Genomic DNA, 21,198 nt, shown 5'->3' with positions numbered 1-21,198 from the left:
ACATATCAGATTCGCAGAGCCGCCGATGCCGAACAAGGGACCAACGGCCCTTACCGGAAGGTACGTCGCAGGTCAGCGGGGACTCCGCGAGGGCGATCGCGTCGAGGTTTTCCTCGATCCGGTCAGCGATCTTATTGAGGATGATGGCGCGCTCGGCAACCGAGGTCCTACCCCACGCGGGTGCGGCGGCGTGCGCGGCATCGAGGGCGAGTTCGATGTCCTCGGCGGTGCCGCGGGCGACCTCGCAGAACGTTTGACCCGTTATCGGAGTGGGGTTTTCGAAGTACTGCCCCTTGACGGGCGCGACCCATTCGCCGCCGATCCAGTTGTCGTAGCGGGCCTGGAACGACATGGCGGCGTCGGGTGTTCCCGGGCGGGCGAATACGGTCATCGAATCCTCCTCGATCTGCTGATTCAAGTGTGATCCGGAACACTATGAGTGTCCATGTTGCACCACGGTTGCAACAAACTGGTCAGATGCCCAATTTGCGATCGAGCAGTCGCAGCTGTGCCTCTACCTGGGCATACATCGAGGATCGGCGGTCGAGCGAGCAGAGATAGGCGGTCCACGCGGCAATGTCGTCGCGGCCGTCGACCGAACCGGTCCAGCGGGCGAGCAGGCGGCGATCGCCCGCCGTCAACAGGGCCGCGCGCAGCCGGCCGCGCAACTCGACACGCAGTTCATCGATGCCGGGTGCGAGTGAGCGGGGCAGGATCGGACCCGGATAGGCGCGCAATGCGGCCGAGGTGTCGCCGCGGGCGAGTGCGCGTCGAACCTCGGCGACATCGGTATCGAGATCCAGCAGCAGCCGATAGGGACGGGAGCCGAGACCGTTGGCGCCCAGCATCTTTCGCACCCGCGACATTTCCGCCCGCACCGTCACCGGATCCAGCTCCGATTCGTCGAGCAGCATGGCGAGGTGGTCGGCACTGAGGCCCTCGGGATACTCGGCCAGCAGCAATAGGATTTCGGCATGCCGCTGCGACAGGCGGATCGGCTCGCCACCGCGGGTCAGGGTCGGCCGGTTCGAGCCGAGCACCCGCAGCTGTGCTGCCGGGAGAGCGAGCGGTCGCGGCGAATCGAGCATGAGCAGCCGCAATTCGGATTCCGCGGCCAGCACCGTTGCCCGGATCAGCGACAACATCTCCGGCGCCGCGACTCGCGGGCCGCCGGTGATATCGATGGCGCCGATGATCTGGCCGCCGCGCGGATCGTGCACGGGCGCGGCCGAACAACTCCATTCGTGCACCACCCGGCTGAAATGTTCGGCCCCGAAAATCTGCACATGATGGTCGAGGGCGAGTGCGGTGCCCGGCGCATTGGTGCCGACCCGTTCCTCACTCCAGTCGGCGCCCTCCACGAAATTCATTGCCAGCGCCCGATCTTTGACCTTCGAATCGCCCTCGACCCAGAGCAATCGGCCCCCGGCATCGCTGATCGCGACCAGCAGTCCGGCCTCGGCGGCATCTTCGACCAGCAACTTCCGCACTATCGGCCGGATCAGCGCGGTGGGATGGATGGCCCGATAGCGCTGCAATTCCAGATCGTCGATGCCCACCACATCGCCGATGCCGTCCGGGTCCACGCCGCAATTGCGGCTGCGCCGCCAGGAATCCAGGACCACCGGACGCACCGAATCACCGTCGGGGCGCACGGTCGGCAGCCGGTCGACGCCGTCGAGGAAGGAGCGGTGCGCCGACGACATCCGCAGTGCCAACTGCGTGAGGTCGTCATCCGGTCGAACGGCCACCCAGGGGTTGCCGTGCGCTGCTGTGCTCAATCGGTTTCCTTCGTGTCTGCCCATAACCACTGTAATGCCGGTCACATATGGCATGGCCAGGGATGGTGACTGCGACGGGCGACGCAGTGGAGGTTCCACGTACGCTGACTGTTGCTCTGGGCGGGCCGCATCGATGCACGCCGCTCACCGTCTCTGCTCATCGACTGGAGTTACGTCACTTGACCACGCCAGATTCGGCAACGCACACCCGTTCCTACCCGGTCGCACACGGTTCACCGATCGATACCGACGATCCCCGAATCGCGCTGTACTCAGAGGAATTCGCCGCGGATCCGCATGCCGCGTACCGCGATATGCGCAGTAGATATGGATCTCTGGTGCCGGTGGAATTGTCGCCGGGCGTGCCGGCCACCCTGGTGATCGGTTACTACACGGCGCTACGCATCCTCAATGATCCCGATCATTTTCCGGCCGATTCCCGGACCTGGCAGAAGAGCGTGCCCGAAGACTGCCCGATTCGACCGATGCTCGAATGGCGTCCGGCCGCGATTCGCAGCGACGGTCTCGAGCACACCCGCTACCGTGAGGCCACCGTTGCCGCACTCGTCGAAATCGACCTGTTCGCTTTGCATTCCACGGTGGAGCAGATCGCCATCCCGCTGATCAACTCCTTCTGCGAGGTCGGCACGGCGGATCTGATCAGCCAGTACGCCTTCCCGCTATCCTTCGCGGTGATCAATGCGATGCTCGGCTGCCCACCGGAAATCGGCCAGCGTGCCGCCGCCGGTATGGCCGCGCTGATCGAGGGCGTCGATGCCGCAGCGGGCAATAAGATGGTCGGCGATGCCATGTTCGACCTGGTCTGTCTCAAACGTGCAGAGCCGGGCGACGATATCGTCTCGCGGCTGCTGGCCCATCCAGCGCAGCTCGATGACGCTGAGATGATCCACCAGGTGCTCAGCTTCTATGGCGCGGGCATCGAACCGACCCAGAATCTGATCATCAATACGCTGCGGTTGATGCTGACCGATACCCGATTCGCGGGCGGCATTCTCGGCGGGAGCCTGCCCACCCGCGATGCGTTGGACGAGGTGCTGTTCACCGACCCGCCCCTGTCGAACTACTGTGTCACCTTCCCGAGGCAGCCGATCCTGATCGATGGCGCCTGGCTGCCCGCACAGCAGCCGGTTGTCATCAGCATGACCGGCTGCAATAACGATCCCGCGATCAATACCGGGGTGTACACCGACAATCGCTCACATCTGGCATGGAGTGCCGGTCCGCATGCCTGTCCGGCCCGGTCGCTCGCATCACTGATCGTCCAGGACGCCATCGATCAACTACTCGACGCCCTCCCGGAAATGCGCCTCGCCGTCCCCGTCGAGGATCTGAGCTGGCGCCCAGGCCCATTCCAGCGCGCGTTGGTCGCCCTCCCCGTCAACTTCTCCAAATCCCCTCCGCTGCAAATCCTCTGAATCGGCAATCCGGCGCAGCGGCTTCGGCCGCTGCACCGGGCTAGTGCGCGGGCGACCACCGCTGACAGACTGCAAGCCTCGCTCGACCGGCTCGCCGAGCTCGCCGAGAACTAAGCCCTGGGGCGGACGATCATTCGCGAGCCGCGCGGGGTCGCAGCGTCAAATCAGCTCGGCCAAGGTGGCTCGGGATCCTTTGGTGTGCAGTGAACTCAGGGCCGCGGTATAGGCATCGACGAAGCGTGGCTCATCGATCAGATCGCCGAATATCGAGCGATCGGTGAGGAATGCGGTGGGATCGTCGCGCTGGCGACGGGCCAGCGGTACCAGGCGCTCGCGCAGCGCGTCGACCACCTCGATCGGTGCGCCGTCTTCGTCGATCCCCTCGGCATAACGCGCCCAGCCCGCGACTACCGTTGCGGCACAGGTGATCTCGCCGCCCGTGGCGAGTTGCCGACGGACCACCGGGAGCAGCCACTTGGGGATCCGGTCCGAGGATTCGGCGCACAGCCTGGCGATGGTATCGCCGATCGCGGGGTTGGCGAAGCGCTCGATCAGGGTGTGCTTGTATCGATCCAGGTCGACCCCGGGCACCGGGTGCAGGGTCGGGGTCGCTTCGCGGTCCATGTAGCGCATCAGGAATCGCCGGAAGACCGGATCCTGCGCTGCCTCATCGACCAGCCGGTAGCCGCTCAGATATCCGAGATAGCCGAGTGCCTGGTGGCTCGCGTTCAGCAGACGCAGTTTCATCAGCTCATAGGGCGCGACGTCGCTGACGAATTGCACGCCGACCTCGTCGAGTGCCGGTCGGCCCAGCGAGAACGAATCCTCGATGACCCATTGGGTGAACGGCTCGGTTACCACCGGCCAGCGATCGGTCACGCCGTAGCGCCGCGCGAGCTCCGCCGATGTCCCCGGTGGGGTGACCGGGGTGATGCGGTCCACCATCGAATTCGGGAATTGCACCGCGCGCTCGACCCAGTCGCCCAGTTCGGGATCGCGCAGCCGTGCGAAGGCGCCGAATGTGCGGCGCGCGACGTGGCCATTGCCCTCGATATTGTCACAGGACAGCACGGTGAACGGTGTGATGCCGCGCGCGCGACGCCGCCTCAGCCCCTCGGTGATCAGCCCGAATACCGTGGCGGGCAAGGCATTCGGGATGAGATCGGCGCGGATCTCCGGATTGTCGGCGATGAATTCGCCGGTGGTGGCGGCGAAGTTGTAGCCGCCCTCGGTAATGGTGAGCGAGACGATCCGGGTCGCCGGGGCGGCCAGTTTCTCGATGACGGCCTCGGGGTCGTCCGGGGCAAAGAGATATTCGATGATCGAGCCGACCACGCGGGTCGTCCGGGCGCCGTCGGGTGCGACGACCGACAGTGTGTACAAGCCGTCCTGTGCCGCGAGCACATCGCGCATGCGCCGATCTTCCTGGCGCACCCCGACCCCGCAGATTCCCCAGTCGCGCGCTCCACCACGCCGCAGCAACTCGTCGAGATAGCTCGCCTGATGCGCCCGATGGAACCCGCCGACGCCGAAATGCACTATGCCGCTGGTGATTCGGGAGCGGTCGTAGTTCGGTACCGGCAGGTCGGCAGGTAGGTCGCCGACGGTCGCGGCACGCAATGTGATGGATGTGGCCTCGCTCATGACACCCCTTCGACTGTTGTGTACGTCACATTCCAATGGTAACCTCTGTGAGCAATAGATCACATGCTGAGCAGATGATCAGAGTCGATGAGGAGCTCGCGTGGCCACCGAACCATCCCGGCCCGGCACGGCGGACGATGTCCGGCTGGCATTGCGGGCCGCGCAGCTCTACCACCTGGAGGGTGCGACGCAGGCCGAAATTGCGGCCAAGCTGGGTGTTTCGCGGCCGACCGCCGGGCGGCTCATCGCCCGTGCGCGAGCGCAGGGACTGGTGCGCATCGAAATCAGCGTCCCCGACGACCTGCGCTCGTCCGTGCACACGGATATCGAAAGCGAGATCGAGGCGGCATTCGGGCTCACCGAGGCGGTGGTGCTCGGAGATATTCCGGATGGCTCGCCATCGGGCCTGCAGCCCCTGGCCCGCGCTGCGGTCGGCGTGCTGACCCGGCGGCTGCAGCCGACGCATACGCTCGGATTCACTTGGGGCCCGGAGACGATCGCCGTCGCGCACGAACTGCGCACCAAATCCGCGCACTGCGCGCGCGTCGTCCAACTCGACGGGTCGATGACCTCATTCGACTACCAGACCGGCGTGGACTACACGCTGGGTCGATGTGCGATGCAACTGCAGGCGACGCCGGTTCGCCTGCACGCCCCGCTGTACGCCGATCCGGCGACGGTTATCGCGCTGGAACAGGATTCGGTGCTCGGGCGTGCGATTGCGTTCGGCCGCACCGCCGATGTGATGATGTTCGGCGTCGGTCCGGTCTCCACCGCCACCACCCTGTTCGAGGGCAGCTATCTGGACACGGCGATCCTCGACGAACTGCGCGGGCTCGGGGCGGTCGGCGAGATCGGCGGCCGGTTCTTCCACGCCGACGGCAGCGATATCGCGGGATCGCTTGCGCAGCGGACGGTTTCGGTCGGGCTCGATGCGATCCGGCGGTGCCCCGCCACGGTGCTGATCTCCGGCGGACCGGTGAAGCATGAAGCCGTTCTCGGTGCGTTGCGCGGGGGACTGGCCAAGATCCTCGTCACCGACATCGAGTGCGCGCGGTGGCTGTTGGAAAGGAAGGAGGGCCTGTCCGATGCCTAGACCGAGCCCGATGAGCAGGCGGACCCGATTCGCAAAACCCGCAGTGGCGCTGGCTGTTACGGCCCTACTCGGGGTGTCCGGTTGTGCGGGGGCCGGTTCGTTCACCGCCGGCGGCCGGGACACCGTCACCATCGCCATGGTCTCCAATTCACAGATGCGCGACGCCATCGCGCTCTCCGGTGAGTTCGAGCGCGAAAATCCGGGCACCAAGCTGAAATTCGTATCCCTGTCGGAGAACGAGGCCCGCGCCAAGATCACCGCATCGGTCGCGACGGGCGGCGGCGAATTCGACGTCGTCATGATCAGCAATTACGAGACGCCGCAATGGGCCGCGAACGGGTGGCTGGTCGATCTGTCGAGCTATGCGCGCCGGACCCCGGGCTATGACGAACAGGATTTCATTCCGTCGTTGCAAAAGTCGCTGTCCTACAACGGCGATATGTACTCGGTGCCGTTCTATGGCGAATCGTCGTTCCTGATGTACCGCAAGGATCTGTTCGAGCAGGCCGGGCTGACCATGCCCGCCGAACCGACCTGGGATCAGATCGCGCAGGCCGCGGCGAAGCTCGACGATCCGGCCAGCGGGCGCTCCGGCATCTGCCTGCGCGGCAAACCGGGCTGGGGTGAATCACTCGCCCCGCTGAATACGGTCATCAATACCTTCGGCGGCCGCTGGTTCGACGAGAACTGGCACGCCCAGCTCACCAGCCCGGAGGTGGTCGCGGCCGTCGAGTTCTATATCGGCCTGGTCCGCGCGCACGGCGAACCCGGTGCGGCCACCAGTGGATTCGGTGAATGCGCGACACAGCTGTCCCAGGGCAATACCGCGATGTGGTACGACGCGACCTCGGCCGTCGGTGTGCTCGAGGATCCGGCATCGAGCAAGGTGGTCGGCAAGATAGGCTATGTGCTCGCGCCGACGGTGCGCAAACCCAATTCCGGCTGGCTCTATACCTGGTCGCTCGGCATTCCGAAATCCAGCGACAAACCCGATGCCGCATGGAAATTCATCTCCTGGATGACCGGCAAGCCCTATATCCAGATGGTCGGTCAGCGGCTCGGCTGGTCACATGTGCCGCCCGGCAGCCGCCGGTCCACCTACGAGATCCCCGAGTACAAGGAGGCTTCGAGGGCCTATGGGCCGCTGACCCTGGCGGCGATGTCGGGTGTCGATCCGGAACATCCCACCGTGCAACCGGTTCCGTACACCGGTATCCAGTTCATCACTATTCCGGAGTTCCAGGATCTGGGAACCCGGGTGAGCCAGCAGATCAGCGCCGCGGTCGCGGGCCGGATCAGCGTGCGGGCCGCACTCGACCAAGCACAGCAGTATGCCGAGACCGTCGGCAGGTCGTATCGAGGGAACCAGTAGTCATGTCCGAAACAATCACTGCCCCTGCGGTATCGTCGTCCGCCGGATCTCCGCCCGTGGCCGAGCTATCGCATCGGATCTCACGCGCCGAGGCCTGGCGACGCCGCGGGCCGCTACTGCCCGCGCTGATCTTCATGATCGTCGTCACCCAGGTGCCGTTCGTCTTCACGCTGTACTACTCGACGCAGTCCTGGAATCTGGTCCGGCCCGGATCCCGGCACTTCACCGGATTGCAGAACTACGCGGATGTGTTCCGCGACAGTCAGTTCCGCCAGGTCGCGTTCAACACCGTGATCCTGATCGTCGGCACCGTCATCATCTCGGTGGTGCTGGGGTTGTTGCTGGCCTTGCTGCTGGATCGGGCCTTCTTCGGCCGCGGCGTGGTGCGCACCCTGCTGATCACCCCGTTCCTCGTGACACCCGTTGCGGCGGCGCTGATCTGGAAGACGACGATGCTCGATCCGGTCTTCGGGCTGGTCAATTTCGTATTGAAACCGTTCGGCGTCGGTCAGACCGACTGGGTGAGCAAATATCCGCTGCCCGCGGTGATGGCGGATCTGGTCTGGCAGTGGACGCCGTTCATGATGCTGCTGATCCTGGCGGGGCTGCAATCGATGCCCCGCGACATCGTGGAGGCCGCCAGGGTGGACGGCGCGAATGCCTTCGCGGTCTTCCGAGAACTCACGCTGCCGCATCTACGCCGGTTCATCGAACTCGGTGCGGTACTCGGTGCGATCTATCTGGTCAACACCTTCGACGCGGTGTACATGATGACCTCGGGCGGACCCGGCATCGCCAGTTCCAATCTGCCCTTCTACATCTACCAGCGCGCATTCCTCGGCTTCGATATCGGCCAGGCCGCCGCGATGGGTGTGGTCACCGTCATCGCCACCACCGTGGTCGCCACCTTCGCGCTGCGACTGCTGTTCAAGACATTCACCGGGAAGGAGGCGGCGGCATGAACGCGCGCAAACGGTCCGGCCTGATCTGGAGCGTCCTCGCCTGGGTAGTCGGTATCGGCATGTTCTTCCCGGTGCTGTGGATGGTGCTGACGGCGTTCAAACAGGAGGGCGACGCCTATACCGACCCGCCGAAGCTGTTGTTCACCCCGACGCTGGACCAGTTCTCCGCCGTACTCGACAGCGGCATCGGCACCAGCCTGTTGAACTCCACCTTCGCGACCGTGGTGTCGACGGCGCTGGTACTGGCGCTGGGCATTCCGGCCGCCTTCGCACTGTCGCTGCGACCGGTGCGCAAGACCCGCGACGCGCTGTTCTTCTTCATCGGCACCAAGATGCTGCCGGTGGTCGCGGCGATCGTGCCACTGTATGTGATCGTCGGCGATATCGGACTGCTCGACAATATCTGGGCGCTCGTCATCCTTTACACGGCCATGAATCTGCCGATCGCGGTGTGGATGATGCGCTCGTTCTTCCTGGAGGTGCCCGGCGAACTGCTCGAGGCCGCGAGCATGGACGGCGCCAGCCTGGTGACATCGGCGCGCGAGGTGATCTTGCCGCTGGTCTCACCCGGTATTGCGGCCACCGCGCTGATCTGCGTCATCTTCTCCTGGAACGAATTCTTCTTCGCCGTGAATCTCACCGCGGTGCAGGCCCAGACCATGCCGGTGTTCCTGGTCGGATTCATCACCGGTGAGGGCCTGTACTGGGCGCGGTTGTCCGCGGCCGCCGTACTCGCCGCGCTGCCGGTCGTACTCGCCGGTTGGCTCGCGCAGAACAAGCTGGTGCGCGGGCTGTCCTTCGGCGCCATCAAGTAAGGAAAAGTCAATGGCCACAATCCGTTACGACTCGGCATCCTGCGTCTACCCGGGCGCCGACACGCTCGCGGTCGATGCGCTGGATCTGGATATCGCCGACGGCGAATTCATTGTCCTGGTCGGACCTTCGGGCTCGGGCAAGTCGACCGCCCTGCGCATGCTCGCCGGGCTGGAGGAGATCGACGCCGGATCGATCCGGATCGACGGCGCCGATATGGTCGGTGTGCCGTCCAAGGACCGCGATATCGCCATGGTGTTCCAGAACTACGCGCTCTACCCGAACAAGACCGTCGGGGAGAATATGGGTTTCGCGCTGAAGATGATGAAGGTGCCGTTGGCCGAACGCAAGAAGCGCGTCGTCGATGCCGCCGAATTGCTGGGCCTGACACCATATCTCGATCGCAAGCCCGCCAAACTGTCCGGCGGACAGCGTCAGCGGGTCGCGATGGGCCGCGCCATCGTGCGCGAGCCACGCGTGTTCTGCATGGACGAGCCGCTGAGCAACCTCGACGCCAAGTTGCGCGTACAGACCCGCACCCAGATCGCCGCACTGCAGCGCCGCCTCGGCACCACCACCGTCTATGTCACCCACGACCAAGTCGAGGCGATGACCATGGGTGATCGCGTCGCCGTACTGCGCGATGGCAAGCTGCAGCAGTTCAGCACCCCGGCCGAACTCTACGATCGGCCCGCCAACGCCTTCGTCGCCGGATTCATCGGCTCGCCATCGATGAATCTGTGCACGGTGCCCGTCGTGGCAGACGGTGTCCGGGTCGCCGACACCACCGTCGAACTGCCGCGCACCCGACTGGCCCGCCTCGCCGAGGCCGGACTCGACACCGTGACCATCGGCATCCGGCCCGAGCAGCTCGAACTGCGCCGCGACGGAACCGGTTTCGGCGTCACCGTCGAGCTGATCGAGGAGTTGGGCAGCGAATCCTATGTCTACGCCCGCGTCCCCGACTCCCCGCTCACCGGTCTCGACGGTGAACAGCTCACCTTCGTGGCTCGCTCCGCCGACCGGGCGCCCGCCGCGCTGGGTGAATCGGTGACGATGCGCGTGCGTGACACCGCCTCGGTGCACCTGTTCCACCCCGTGCACGGAACCCGGATCCCGGGCTGAGAGGTTGCGGGAGTGCTCACCTGCCGGTCGGCTACCACCAGGAGTGTGCCGGATGGGCTCACTCCCAGAACTGATTAGGTTGCTCGCCGACGAATAGCCCCGATCGCCGCGGCCGAATGTTTCGGCGCAATGACATTCGGCGCTCCGGATCGCGTGCACCACAGGGAGTTGCATCACCATCTCGGGCGAGCTCGCGCACAATCGTGGCGACGGGAATATCCTCGAAGTAACTGGTTGATTGTTGTATCGAGGTCGTCGTGGCGCACATCGATCCGCTTTCCACGCAACGCGACCTGACCTCAGGGTTCGCGGCGGAATTGGACGCTGCCGGGTTCACCGACGCCGTCGAGATCGGACGCGGCGGTTTCGGGGTGGTGTATCGCTGCGCCCAGCCCGCACTCGATCGCACGGTGGCCATCAAGGTGCTCACCGCCGATCTGGAGTCGGAGAATCTCGAACGATTCGTCCGCGAACAACTCGCCATGGGCAAACTTTCCGGACATCCGAATATCGTCAGCGTCTTCGAAGTCGGCTCCACCGCGACCGGACGGCCTTACATCGTGATGCCCTATCACTCGCACGGTTCACTGGACGCCCGCATCCAGCAACACGGTCCGGTCGGCTGGCAGGAGGCGCTGCATATCGGGGTGAAGATCGCCGGTGCCCTGGAAACCGCGCACCGGCGCGGCATGCTGCACCGCGATGTGAAACCCGGCAATATCCTGCTGACCGAATACCGTGAGCCGCAGTTGGCCGATTTCGGCATTGCCCGGCTGGTCGGTGGCTTCGAGACAACAGCAGGCACCATCACCGGCTCACCCGCCTTCACCGCACCCGAGGTGCTGCAGGGACACGTCCCGGATGTGACCGCCGACATCTACAGCCTGGCCTCGACCCTGTTCTGCGCGAGCACCGGCCACGCGGTCTTCGAACGACGCAGCGGCGAACAATTGGTCGCACAGTTCCTCCGCATCACCAGGCATCCGATTCCGGACCTCGGCGACGCGGGTCTGCCCGCCGATGTGACCGCCGCGATCGAAGGCGCGATGTCCCGCGAGCGCGACGAACGGCCGTCCAGCGCAGCCGATTTCGGTGAACAGCTGCGCGAGATCCAGGAACGGCACGGTCTGCCGCCCGACGAGATGCGGATCCCGCTGCCCGCCGCCGAACCCGTCGGACAACGCCCGACACCCACACCGCCCGCGACCGGTCGCCGCCGCACTTCTGGAATGCGCTCGACCATCACTCCGCCCGTGCCGGCCACGCGATTGCGGCCGCCGGTGGCCAACCGCCCGCTGGTCGACCGGCAGCGGCTCATCGCACTGCTGCAACAGGGACGCAACCGCAGACTCGCGATCATCCACGGCCCCACCGGATTCGGCAAGACCACCCTCGCCGCGCAATGGTGCCAGGCGCTGAGCGCGGACGACGTGGCGGTGGCCTGGCTGACCGTCGACAATGACGACAACAACGTGGTCTGGTTCCTCTCCCACCTGATCGAAGCCATTCGCGCCGAACGGCCGTCGCTGGCGCGCGAACTCGGCGAACTGCTCGAAGAGCACGGCGACGAATGCGAACGCTATGTGCTGACCTCGCTGATCAACGATATCGACCGGCGCGGTGAACAACTCGTCGTTGTCATCGACGACTGGCACCGCGCCACCGATCCCGCGACCACCCGCGCGCTGCGGTATCTGATCGAAGGCTGTAGTCCGACACTGCATGTGGTGATCGCCAGCCGCAGTCGGACCGGGCTGCCGATGAGTTCGATGCGAGCCCGCGACGAGCTGGTCGAAATCGGCCCTGACGCACTGCGTTTCGATGTCGAGGAGGCGTACCTATTCCTGGTGGAGCTGGGCGGGCTGGAGCTGGATCGCGGTGATGTCGAGGATCTCACCGAATCCACCGAGGGCTGGGTCGCGGCACTGCAACTGGCGGCACTGTCGCTGCGCGGCAGCGATGATCCCGGCGAGCTGATCAGCCATCTGACCGGACGCCACCACGCCATCAGCGAATTCCTGGTCGAGAACGTCCTGGACACCCTGGAACCCGGCATGCTCGACTTCATGGTGGCGACCTCGATCACGCCGCGGATCTGCGGTGAACTCGCCTCGGCGCTCACCGGCGTAGTGGATGGGCAGGCCATGCTGGAGCAGATCGAACTCCAGGATCTGTTCCTGCGCAAACTCGATGACGGCAACTGGTTCCGATACCACCACCTCTTCCAGGATTTCCTGCAGCAGCGGCTGGAACGTGATCGGCCCGAACGGATCACCGAACTGCACCGGGCGGCGTCGCGGTGGTTGGCCGAGCATCGGCATGTCAGCGAGGCGGTCGATCACGCCCTGCTCGCCGAGGATGAGCAGCGGGCCATCGAGATCGTCGAACGCGACGGTATGTCACTGCTCGAGTACGGGCAGTTCGCCACCCTCATCGGTCTGGTCAACAAACTGCCCGCCAGCATTATCGAAACCCATCCTCGGCTGCAATTGAATCTGGCGTGGGCGAATATCCTGCTGCACCGTGCCGGACCGGCCGCGCGGGCACTCCGGCTGGCCGAATCGAATGTGGACAGCGGTGAATTCGATGGGGAAACAACGGCGCGACTGCGTGCCGAGGCCGGTGTGGTGCATGCGGTGGTGCAGGTGCGCGCGGATGTGCTCGCCGGTGTCGGCGATATGCTGGCTGCCTGCTTCTTCCGGGCCGAAGAACTGTCACCGTATGTGGTCGCGATCGGGGCGAATGTCGCGACCTTCGCCGCCGGCTATCGCTACGACTTCGACGAGGCGTTGCGCATTCAGGAGTGGTCCGCGCCGTATATGCGGCAGAACAAGGGTTTCTACAACAACGTCAACGGTTTGTGCTTTCTCGGACTCGCCGCGAGCCTGCAGCTCGATATCACCGGGGCCGAGCAGTACTTCCGCAGGGCGATGAAGGTGGCCAAACAATCCGGCGGAAGTCACTCCTACGGCGCGCGCCTGGCCGGATCCCTGTTGGGCGAATTGCTGTACGAACGTGGGGAAGTCGCGGAGGCGGAACGGTTGCTCGATGAGGGGTACAAACTGGGCCCCGAGGCGGGCGTTGTCGATTTCAAGTTGGCGCGCTACGTCGTCGGGGCCCGCATCAAAGCGTTGCGCGGAGATCGCGCGGCCGCCATTCGCAGGTTGAACGAGGGTGCCCGCGTTGCCCGTTCGATGTCATTGCCGCGATTGGGCGCGGAGGTGGAGAACGAGCGGCTGCGGCTCGGTCTACCGCCGCATCCGGAATTCGGCCCGCTGCCCGTCGTCGACTATGGGAATCGCCGCAAGCCGGTAGACCCGATCGACGAATTCACCATACTGTACGAGGAATTCACCGCGATCCGGCTGCTGCTCACCGCGGGATCGCCGGAAAAGACCGAACTCGCCTGCACCTGGGCGCGGGAGTGGGTCGACCTGCTCGAATCGGTCGAGCGTCCGAGGGAACTGCTGAAGGCGCGCCGATTGCTGATCGCCTGCCTGGCCGCCGCGGGCCGCACCGATGCGGCCAAGACCCTGCTGGTAACGGTGGCCGCCCAGTGTGCCGAACTCGGGTCGGTCCGCTATCTGCTCGACGGGGGACCATATGTCGTGGCCACGATCGCCGCGGTGCGCGAAGATCAGCTCGCGGACCGCTGGCATCCCGAATGGCCGGACGTACCCGCCGAATTCCTGCTCGCATTGGTCAATGCCCATGCAGCCCAAACGATCTGACGCAAATATCGTCGACCCGATCACTCGCCCGCGGGGACACTGGTCGCGGCGAGCAGATCGGTGACCTGATGGGCGGGCATCGGGCGGTGGAACAGCCAACCCTGTGCGGTATCGCAGCCGAGTGCGGCGAGCCGGTCGGCCTGATACCGCGTTTCGACGCATTCGGCGGTCAGGGTGTAGCCGAGGGCGTGGGTGAGTTCGACGATCGATTCGAGTACGAGCAGATCGGTGGCGCCGGGGGATTCCGGGGTGCGGATGCAGCGGATGAACGGGCCGGCGAGTTTGACGACATCGAGTGGGAGTTGGCCGAGGTAGGCGAGATTGGAATAGCCGGTGCCGAAATCGTCTATGGCGATACGGATTCCGGCTTCGGCGAGGGTGCGCAGTGCCTGCAGCGGCCGACCGGTAGTGTGCATGAACGCCCGCTCGGTCAGTTCGAGTTGTAGCCGATCCGGCGCTATTCCGGTCTCGGCGATGACCCGCTGCACCCGGTCCAACCAGGTCGGATCGGCCACTTCGGCGGCGGACACATTGACGCTGACGATCGGCGTGTGCTCGCGAAACCGGCTGTGCCAGTCGCTGCTGTCGCGGCACGCGCGCTCGAGTACCTGCGCACCCAATGCGCCGATATGGCCGTTGTCCTCGGCGAGGTCGACGAATTGCGCCGGGGCGAGCACGCCCAGTTCGGGATGCCGCCAGCGCACCAGGGCCTCGACGGCCACCATCCGCTGGTCGGCCAGGGCGACGATGGGCTGGTAGTCGAGGAAGAGTTCATCGCGCACCAGGGCGGCGGGCATGGCGGCCGAGAGTTCGGCGCGGGTGTGCTCGCGGCGGCCGCGGTCGGCGTCGAAGACCGCGTACCGGCCGCGGCCCGCGGCCTTGGCCCAGTACATCGTGGTGTCGGCGGCCTGCAGGAGTTCATCGGCGCTGCGGTGGTCGGCACGTCCGGCCAGTACCCCGACGCTCGCGCTGACGTTCAGGTGGTGGCCCTGGATATCGAATGGGTCGGCGAAGGCGTCGAGCATGGTCTGCGCGACCTCGGCCGTCCGGTCGCATGTGTTGACCTGGGGGACCAGGATGACGAATTCATCGCCGCCCATGCGGGCGACGAGCTGGCCGGGACGGGCTCGGACGCGCAGGCGGGCCGCGGCCTGAATGAGCAGTTCGTCGCCGACCGCGTGCCCGAAGGTGTCGTTGACGAGTTTGAAGTGGTCGAGGTCGATATAGCAGAGGCCGAATGTGGCGCTGGGATCGGCGAAGGCGGCGGTGAGCGCGTCGATGAACTTCGTTCGGTTCGGCAGCCCGGTCAGCTGGTCGTGGTGGGCGCGGTAGTGCAGGCGTTCGCGCAGTGCGTGCCATTCGGAGATGTCCTCCACCAGCACGAGCGTGTACTGGGGCCGACCGTATTCGTCGCGGATGAGCGAGACATTGAGATTGGTCCATACAGTGCTGCCGTCGCGATGCCGGTAAGCCTTCTCGACCTGCACGTTATCGTGTTCGCCGCGCAGCAGAGCCAGATAGAGGTCCCACATATTTGGATCGTCTTCTGGATGCGTCAGATCGGTGACCTCGAGTTCGTACATCTGCTCGGGTTGGTAACCGAGCATGCTGGCGAACGCGGTATTGACTTCGAGGATCCGGCCGCTCATATCCGAGAGCCCGGTGCCGATTCCCGCCTGGGTGAATACCGCCCGCAGCCGCGCGTCACTGGCACGCAGCTGTTCGGTGACGGCGCGCCGAGCGGCGATCTCGGCGGCGCGCACGCTATCCTGTTCGGCCAGCAGCCAGGCCCGGAATGCTCGGACATACCCGTTCGCGAAGGCCCCGAGCAACTGTGCCAATCGTTCGGCAGCGACGGTGCCCGCCGCGGTGAAATGGGCGCTCAGCACGGCGAGGCTGCGGCCGAGCACCTCGTCGCCGACGAAGTGCGACCGGGCCAGCTCGGCCCCGAGTTCGGCGACCCGATCGGTCGGTTCGCCGGGGTCGGCGGCCTTCTCGAACCCCCGGGCCAGCCGGGTCAACAACATACGCGCCTCGGCCGCACTCATCGGCACCACATGATCGCGGGCCCCAGCACTGAGCGCGGCCGTCCAGCGGGCGGTCAGATCGGCGCTCGGGCCGTCTCCTGAACCGTGCCCGGCTTCCCAACCCATGGAGCCCGATCTTACCGGCCGGGGAGCACGCGTGAAGCCCGGCGGTGCGCCTATGGCCGGTATACGATGGCGGCGAATCGCTGGTGCGGGGCGACCGAAATGTGGGCGGTACGAGAGGTTTTCATGACCAGACCGAGTTGGGCTCCCGAGGGTATCGATCTGGATCGGCCGAGCGCGTCGCGGGTCTACGACTACTTCGTCGGCGGTATGCACAATTTCGAGATCGATCGCCAGTTGGCACTCCAGATCGAGGCGTTCACGCCGAATGTCGCCGAGACCATGCGGGCGAATCGGGATCTGCTGCGCCGGTGCGTGCGCTTCCTCGTTGACGCCGGGATCAACCAGTTCCTCGATATCGGATCCGGGATTCCGACGGTCGGCAATGTGCACGAGGTCGCGCAGGGGCGTGACCCGTCGGCGCGGGTGGTCTATGTCGATATCGACCCGGTCGCCGTCGCGCACAGTCGCGCCATTCTCGACGGCGATCCGCGCACCGCGGTCATCCAGGCCGATGTCCGCCAGCCCGATGTCATCCTGGCCGATCCGCAGGTGCGCAAGCTGATCGACTTCGACGAGCCGGTCGCGGTGCTGCTGCTCGGTGTGCTGCACTTCGTCGGCAACGATGCCGATCCGCGCGGTTGTGTGGCCGCGCTGCGGGATGCGGTCGCATCCGGCAGCTACCTGGCGATCACCCACGCCACCTTCGACGGACAACCCACCGAGGTCCTGGAGGCGCAGAAACTCTCCGGCCGCACCTCGACCGAAATCGTGCTGCGCGCCAAGGACGAGATCGCGGCGTACTTCGACGGCTGGTCGTTGATGGAACCCGGTCTGGTGCATCTGCCGCTGTGGCGGCCGGACAATCCAGACGATATCTATTCCGCGCCCGAACAATCCGGCGCCTACGCTGGTGTCGCCCGCAAGAACTCAGTCGAGGCAGCGCCGTAGCGCAGCAACCACGAAAGGCCATGCGGCGGAGGCGGGATCGATGAGTTCGAAGTGTCCGGTATCCGGCAGCTCGACGAGTTCCGCACCGGATTTCGCGCAGTATTCTCGGGCCATCTCGATCGGCAGGCGCTGGTCCTTATCACCGTGTACGACGACGACCGGGATGTCAGCGCTGCCGAGCAGCGCGGGATCGGTCGCGGCGTAACGCTCGGGCAATTCGTCGGGGCCGCCACCGAGCAATTCGGCCACCGCGCCTTCGCCATTGGAGCGGTGATAGGCGTCGACCAGGTTCGCCGCCGGGGCCAAGGCGACGACACCGGCGACTCGCGGTGCGGTCTCGGTGCGCCAGCTCGCGCCGGTCGGCAGGTAATGGCGCAATGCCGCCCAGAGGGCCAGGTGGCCGCCTGCCGAATGTCCGACGTACGCAATGCGGTCCTGGTCGATTCGGCCCGGACGGGCGTCTTCGATCAACGTGGGCAGTACATCGAGCGCCTGCGCCGCATCGTCGAATGTGCCCGGCCATCCGCCGCCGTTGCCGACCCGCCGGTACTCGATACTCGCGACCACGTATCCGAGCGCGGCGAACGCCTGTGCCTCCGGGCGGGCATGCGTGCGGTCGATCGCCGCGCGCCAGAATCCGCCGTGCAGGACGAATACCAGGGGTGCCGGATCGTTCATTGCGGGCAGGTACAGGTCGGCCACCTGGTCGCGGTGGGAGCCGTAGGCGATGGTGGTGTCGATGGTCATCAGTCCATCAAACGCCTCGGCGGCCGGTGCTACAGGCTGAAGGCGATGGCGCGCAGGACGAGCACGACAATGAAGACCACGGTGAAGGCCAGGTCGATCGACAGCCCGCCCATCCGGATCGGCCGCAGATACCGGCGGACCGGCCCGATCACCGGTTCGGTCCAGGTATGGGTCAGGTCGCGGGCACGGTTCACCCAGCTGGGGTGGTTCCCATCGGCCAGCACCCCGATCCAATCGAATACCAGCCGGGCAAGTAGCAGCAGGATGAATAGCGTCAGCGCGAACCCGAGCAAAGTTCCGATAAGGTGCATGTCGAACTCCTTCGTGGGTGGCCAACTACCAGTATCAACGTGCGAGACCGACTGGGAAGTGTCCCATTCGTCGGGTTCTCAGCCGACTATCAGGTCGGTTAGCCTGTCTCGATGCGCCGACCGCTCCGATATCTGCCGATAGCCGTCCTGTTGACCATGAGCTGGCTGCTCGCCACCGGGCCCATCGCGACGGCGCAGGAGGTGTCCCGGTTGTTCACCGTGCAGCAGTCGGGTGTGTTGCGGGTGTGCACAACCGGCGACTACCCGCCCTACACCCTGCGCGAAGAGGACGGCACCTACCGCGGCGTCGACATCGCACTCGCGACCGACCTCGCCGCCACCCTTCATGTTGTCCCACAATGGATTTCGACGACCTGGTCCACCCTGACCGACGATTTCCTCGCGCAGTGCGATATCGCCGTCGGCGGCATCTCCGATACCGCGGCCCGCCGCCGCGTCGCCGACTTCTCCATCGCCACATCCATCGACGGCAAGACCCCGGTCACCCGGCGCGCCGATGCCGATTCCTACGCGACCATCGAGCAGATCAACCGTCCCGAGGTTCGGGTGATCGTCAATCGCGGCGGCACCAACGAAGCCTTCGCCCGCGCCAATTTTCCCGCGGCCCAACTCGCCATCTGGCCGGATAACCTCACCATTTACGACCAGATCGAACAGCGCAACGCCGATGTATTCGTCACCGATTCGGTCGAGGGCCGTTATCGCCAACGTACCCACCCCGCCCTCCAAGTCCTGCACCCGGACGCCCCCTTCGACTCGGCCCCGAAGGCGTACCTCCTGCCGAAGGGCGACACCCTCTTCAACGCCGTCGTCAACACCTGGCTCGAGTCCGAAATCCGCAGTGGCAGAAGCAATCAGCTGCTGACCGACTGGATCGGCTGATACCGGGCTAGGCGTGCGCCGGCAGCACCGGCCCGTTGGCACGCACCCGCAGCTTCTCACCCTGCGGTCCGAAGAGATGCAGGATCTCGACCGTTCGGTCATCGGCGGGACCGAACCAGTGCGGCTCGTTGGTGTCGAACTCGGCGACCTCACCCGGGCGCAGCACAATGTCGCTGTCGCCGAGGATCAGCCGTAGCTCGCCCGCGAGCACATAGAGCCATTCGTATCCGGCATGGGTGACGAGCTTCGGTGGTCGCGGTGCAATGACCTGTTTGAAAACCTGCAGGCGGCCGGGATATTGGGTCAGCGGCACGACAATGCTGCCGCTGCGGCGATGTCGGCGCGGCACTAGATGGACGCGCGGATCGCCGGTGGCCGGTGCGGCGATGAGCTGGTCGAGTGCGACGCGGTGTGCCTTGGCGAGTGGCAGCAGTAGCTCGAGGGTTGGGCGTCGCTTGCCGGATTCGAGGCGGGACAGCGCGGTCACCGAAATGCCGGTCACGGCGGACAGGGCCTCGAGAGTCATGCCGCGATCCCGGCGCAGCGTGCGCAGCCGCGGGCCAATGGCGTCGAGTAGCTGAGCCAGGTCATCGTCCATTCGACCATTTTGCGGTTTTCGCAAATTAACTGCCAGTTCGACGATTGCTGCCGCGATCATCGGGTGCCCGATTCCGAATCGTCGACCGGAGATGACCATGCCTGTGAACGCCCCACGCCCGCCCATCAGTGCACGCAGGCGCTGGACCGTGCTGGCCGTATGCTGCCTGAGCCTGTTCCTGGTCGGGCTCGATACGACGATCGTCAATATCGCGCTGCCCTCGATCGGATCCGGATTACGGGTGGGGACACGCGATCTGGAGTGGACGGTGGACGCCTACACCCTCGTGCTGGCGGGTCTGCTGATCTCGTCGGGGGCGATCGCCGATCGTTTCGGACGACGACGAGTGTTCCAATGCGGACTGGTCGTCTTCGGCGTGGCCTCGGTTGCGTGCGCGGTGGCACCGTCGATTGGTCTGCTCATCGCGGCCCGTGTTGTCCAGGGCATCGGTGGTTCGATGCTCAGCCCGGTGGCGCTGGCGATCGTGATCAATGCGATCACCGAACCCAAGGAACGGGCGCGGGCGATCGGGGTGTGGGCGGCGATCTTCGGCCTGAGCATGGCCGTCGGGCCCACGCTGGGTGGTGCGCTCATCGCGGCTCTCGGTTGGCGATCCGTATTCTGGATCAATGTGCCGGTCGTCCTGGTGGCCCTGGTGCTGACCACGGTATTCGTGCCGGAATCTCGTGCGGTGCAAGCGCGTCGGCTCGACGGTCCCGGCCAGGTGCTGCTGATCACCGTTGTCGGCGGGTCGGTGGCGGTGCTGATCGAAGGGCCGCGGCTCGGGTGGGGGTCCGGTGCGGCGTTGGTTGGATACAGCTGCGTGGTGGCGGCGACGGTCGGTTTCGTGTGGTTCGAGTCGCGGCGGGACGAGCCGCTGATGGATCTGCACCTGTTTCAGCGGGTTCAGTTCACTGCGGCTGTCGTCGGCGCGGTGGTGCTGTTCGTCGCATTCAGCGCGACGTTGCTGCTGAATACCCTCTATCTGCAGCATGCGCGAGGCATGAGCGCGGTCGCGGCCGGTGTGGTCACCTTGCCACTGGCAGTGGCCGCCACCGTCTGCGCGCCGTTGTCGGGAGTTCTCGTCGGGCGGGTCGGTCCGCGGCTGCCGCTGCTGTTGGCGGGCGGCTTCATCACCGTCGGTGGTCTCTGCCTGGTACGCCTCGATGACCACACAAGTCTTGCCTTGCTACTGCTGGCCTACTTCCTGATCGGTGTCGGCTTCGGCTTCGCGAACGCGCCGATCACCAACACCGCGGTGAGCGGTCTGCCCGCCGACCGGGCCGGTGTGGCGGGTGGGATCACCTCCTCCGCAAGGCAATTCGGTGCGGCACTCGGTATCGCCATCGCGGGCGGCATTGTCACCGGCGCGGCGGATAGCGCGCTTGCGCACGCGTCTCGACCGGGGTGGATTGTTGTCGCGGTGTGTGGGCTGCTCGTCGTTGGTGTCGGGAGAGTGTCTGCTCAGCGCGCCGCTGTGCGAACGCCGCGGCAGGTCTCGGTCGCCGGGACACCCGATTGACAGCACCAGGTCGAGCTGCCAACGTATCGAAGGACATCGGGGTCCTGATTCGGCTT

At 65.6% G+C, this 21,198-nt stretch carries 17 protein-coding genes; 10 read left to right on the top strand and 7 right to left on the bottom strand.

The features are described 5' to 3' along the window. Positions 1-391: aldehyde dehydrogenase family protein (locus tag ABZW16_RS02310; RefSeq protein ID WP_354951292.1), on the bottom strand; the 391-nt coding region annotated here is incomplete at its 3' end. 82 nt (positions 392-473) lie between these two features. Next, positions 474-1,706, bottom strand: a complete 1,233-nt coding sequence (locus tag ABZW16_RS02305) for a transcriptional regulator (protein ID WP_354951302.1) — start codon at positions 1,704-1,706, stop codon at positions 474-476. A gap of 254 nt (positions 1,707-1,960) precedes the next feature. Between ABZW16_RS02305 and ABZW16_RS02300 the strand changes: the two genes are divergently transcribed. Beyond that, a complete protein-coding gene (locus ABZW16_RS02300) occupies positions 1,961-3,217 on the top strand; it encodes a cytochrome P450 (RefSeq protein ID WP_354951290.1) in 1,257 nt (418 codons plus the stop codon). A 159-nt stretch (positions 3,218-3,376) separates the two neighbouring features. Here ABZW16_RS02300 and ABZW16_RS02295 read toward each other — a convergent pair whose 3' ends face one another. After that, complete coding sequence (locus ABZW16_RS02295; protein ID WP_354951288.1) at positions 3,377-4,861, bottom strand: mannitol dehydrogenase family protein; 1,485 nt, start codon at positions 4,859-4,861, stop codon at positions 3,377-3,379. Positions 4,862-4,961: 100 nt separating this feature from the next. On the opposite strand from ABZW16_RS02295, the gene ABZW16_RS02290 reads away from it, so the two are divergent. The 6 genes from ABZW16_RS02290 (at position 4,962) to ABZW16_RS02265 (ending at position 13,960) form a co-directional block, all read left to right on the top strand. Then, positions 4,962-5,957 carry a sugar-binding domain-containing protein gene (locus ABZW16_RS02290; protein ID WP_354951286.1) on the top strand — a complete coding sequence of 332 codons (996 nt, stop codon included), beginning with the start codon at positions 4,962-4,964 and terminating at the stop codon, positions 5,955-5,957. 10 nt (positions 5,958-5,967) lie between these two features. Then, positions 5,968-7,329 (top strand): sugar ABC transporter substrate-binding protein, encoded by a 1,362-nt coding sequence (locus ABZW16_RS02285; protein ID WP_354951284.1) that lies wholly within the window; start codon positions 5,968-5,970, stop codon positions 7,327-7,329. Between the two features lie 2 nt (positions 7,330-7,331). After that, positions 7,332-8,291 (top strand): sugar ABC transporter permease, encoded by a 960-nt coding sequence (locus ABZW16_RS02280; RefSeq protein ID WP_354951282.1) that lies wholly within the window; start codon positions 7,332-7,334, stop codon positions 8,289-8,291. Further along, entirely contained in the window at positions 8,288-9,106 is an 819-nt protein-coding gene (locus tag ABZW16_RS02275) for a carbohydrate ABC transporter permease (protein ID WP_354951280.1), read from the top strand. The genes ABZW16_RS02280 and ABZW16_RS02275 overlap by 4 nt, the downstream gene beginning before the upstream one ends. 10 nt (positions 9,107-9,116) lie before the next feature. After that, positions 9,117-10,229: an ABC transporter ATP-binding protein gene (locus tag ABZW16_RS02270; RefSeq protein ID WP_354951279.1), complete on the top strand. Its 1,113-nt coding sequence runs from the start codon at positions 9,117-9,119 to the stop codon at positions 10,227-10,229. A 257-nt stretch (positions 10,230-10,486) separates the two neighbouring features. Further along, the gene (locus ABZW16_RS02265; protein ID WP_354951277.1) at positions 10,487-13,960 is read left to right on the top strand and encodes a protein kinase; all 3,474 of its coding nucleotides are present in this window, start codon (positions 10,487-10,489) and stop codon (positions 13,958-13,960) included. Between the two features lie 20 nt (positions 13,961-13,980). Here the strand turns inward: ABZW16_RS02265 and ABZW16_RS02260 are convergent, their stop codons facing one another. Next, a complete protein-coding gene (locus tag ABZW16_RS02260; RefSeq protein ID WP_354951275.1) occupies positions 13,981-16,113 on the bottom strand; it encodes an EAL domain-containing protein in 2,133 nt (710 codons plus the stop codon). Between the two features lie 123 nt (positions 16,114-16,236). Here ABZW16_RS02260 and ABZW16_RS02255 point away from each other — a divergent pair, with 123 nt between their 5' ends. Beyond that, a complete protein-coding gene (locus ABZW16_RS02255; protein ID WP_354951273.1) occupies positions 16,237-17,061 on the top strand; it encodes an SAM-dependent methyltransferase in 825 nt (274 codons plus the stop codon). On the opposite strand, the gene ABZW16_RS02250 is transcribed toward ABZW16_RS02255, so the two are convergent. Together ABZW16_RS02250 and ABZW16_RS02245 are read right to left on the bottom strand one after the other, a co-directional pair. Then, positions 17,041-17,808 (bottom strand): alpha/beta hydrolase, encoded by a 768-nt coding sequence (locus tag ABZW16_RS02250; RefSeq protein WP_354951271.1) that lies wholly within the window; start codon positions 17,806-17,808, stop codon positions 17,041-17,043. The two genes, ABZW16_RS02255 and ABZW16_RS02250, sit on opposite strands and share 21 nt — an antisense overlap. Before the next feature lie 29 nt (positions 17,809-17,837). Continuing rightward, positions 17,838-18,119: a YggT family protein gene (locus tag ABZW16_RS02245; RefSeq protein ID WP_354951269.1), complete on the bottom strand. Its 282-nt coding sequence runs from the start codon at positions 18,117-18,119 to the stop codon at positions 17,838-17,840. A gap of 111 nt (positions 18,120-18,230) precedes the next feature. On the opposite strand from ABZW16_RS02245, the gene ABZW16_RS02240 reads away from it, so the two are divergent. Beyond that, positions 18,231-19,022, top strand: a complete 792-nt coding sequence (locus ABZW16_RS02240; protein WP_354951267.1) for a transporter substrate-binding domain-containing protein — start codon at positions 18,231-18,233, stop codon at positions 19,020-19,022. Positions 19,023-19,029: 7 nt separating this feature from the next. On the opposite strand, the gene ABZW16_RS02235 is transcribed toward ABZW16_RS02240, so the two are convergent. Next, positions 19,030-19,620, bottom strand: a complete 591-nt coding sequence (locus ABZW16_RS02235; RefSeq protein ID WP_354951265.1) for a helix-turn-helix transcriptional regulator — start codon at positions 19,618-19,620, stop codon at positions 19,030-19,032. Between the two features lie 97 nt (positions 19,621-19,717). Between ABZW16_RS02235 and ABZW16_RS02230 the strand changes: the two genes are divergently transcribed. After that, positions 19,718-21,142 (top strand): MFS transporter, encoded by a 1,425-nt coding sequence (locus ABZW16_RS02230; protein ID WP_354951263.1) that lies wholly within the window; start codon positions 19,718-19,720, stop codon positions 21,140-21,142. The last annotated feature ends 56 nt before the right edge of the window (positions 21,143-21,198 follow it).

This window comes from Nocardia sp. NPDC004604, assembly GCF_040609795.1.
GTDB lineage: Bacteria > Actinomycetota > Actinomycetes > Mycobacteriales > Mycobacteriaceae > Nocardia.
The sequence above is the reverse complement of the archived record's forward strand: the minus strand, read 5'-3'. Positions and strand labels throughout refer to the sequence as shown.

Coding starts and splice junctions, on each gene's coding strand:
- ABZW16_RS02305 (WP_354951302.1), bottom strand. CDS start 1,706: ATGTCGTCGGCGCACCGCTCCTTCCTCGACGGCGTCGACCGGCTGCCG.
- ABZW16_RS02295 (WP_354951288.1), bottom strand. CDS start 4,861: ATGAGCGAGGCCACATCCATCACATTGCGTGCCGCGACCGTCGGCGAC.
- ABZW16_RS02285 (WP_354951284.1), top strand. CDS start 5,968: ATGAGCAGGCGGACCCGATTCGCAAAACCCGCAGTGGCGCTGGCTGTT.
- ABZW16_RS02280 (WP_354951282.1), top strand. CDS start 7,332: ATGTCCGAAACAATCACTGCCCCTGCGGTATCGTCGTCCGCCGGATCT.
- ABZW16_RS02275 (WP_354951280.1), top strand. CDS start 8,288: ATGAACGCGCGCAAACGGTCCGGCCTGATCTGGAGCGTCCTCGCCTGG.
- ABZW16_RS02270 (WP_354951279.1), top strand. CDS start 9,117: ATGGCCACAATCCGTTACGACTCGGCATCCTGCGTCTACCCGGGCGCC.
- ABZW16_RS02260 (WP_354951275.1), bottom strand. CDS start 16,113: ATGGGTTGGGAAGCCGGGCACGGTTCAGGAGACGGCCCGAGCGCCGAT.
- ABZW16_RS02255 (WP_354951273.1), top strand. CDS start 16,237: ATGACCAGACCGAGTTGGGCTCCCGAGGGTATCGATCTGGATCGGCCG.
- ABZW16_RS02250 (WP_354951271.1), bottom strand. CDS start 17,808: ATGACCATCGACACCACCATCGCCTACGGCTCCCACCGCGACCAGGTG.
- ABZW16_RS02245 (WP_354951269.1), bottom strand. CDS start 18,119: ATGCACCTTATCGGAACTTTGCTCGGGTTCGCGCTGACGCTATTCATC.
- ABZW16_RS02240 (WP_354951267.1), top strand. CDS start 18,231: ATGCGCCGACCGCTCCGATATCTGCCGATAGCCGTCCTGTTGACCATG.
- ABZW16_RS02235 (WP_354951265.1), bottom strand. CDS start 19,620: ATGGACGATGACCTGGCTCAGCTACTCGACGCCATTGGCCCGCGGCTG.
- ABZW16_RS02230 (WP_354951263.1), top strand. CDS start 19,718: ATGCCTGTGAACGCCCCACGCCCGCCCATCAGTGCACGCAGGCGCTGG.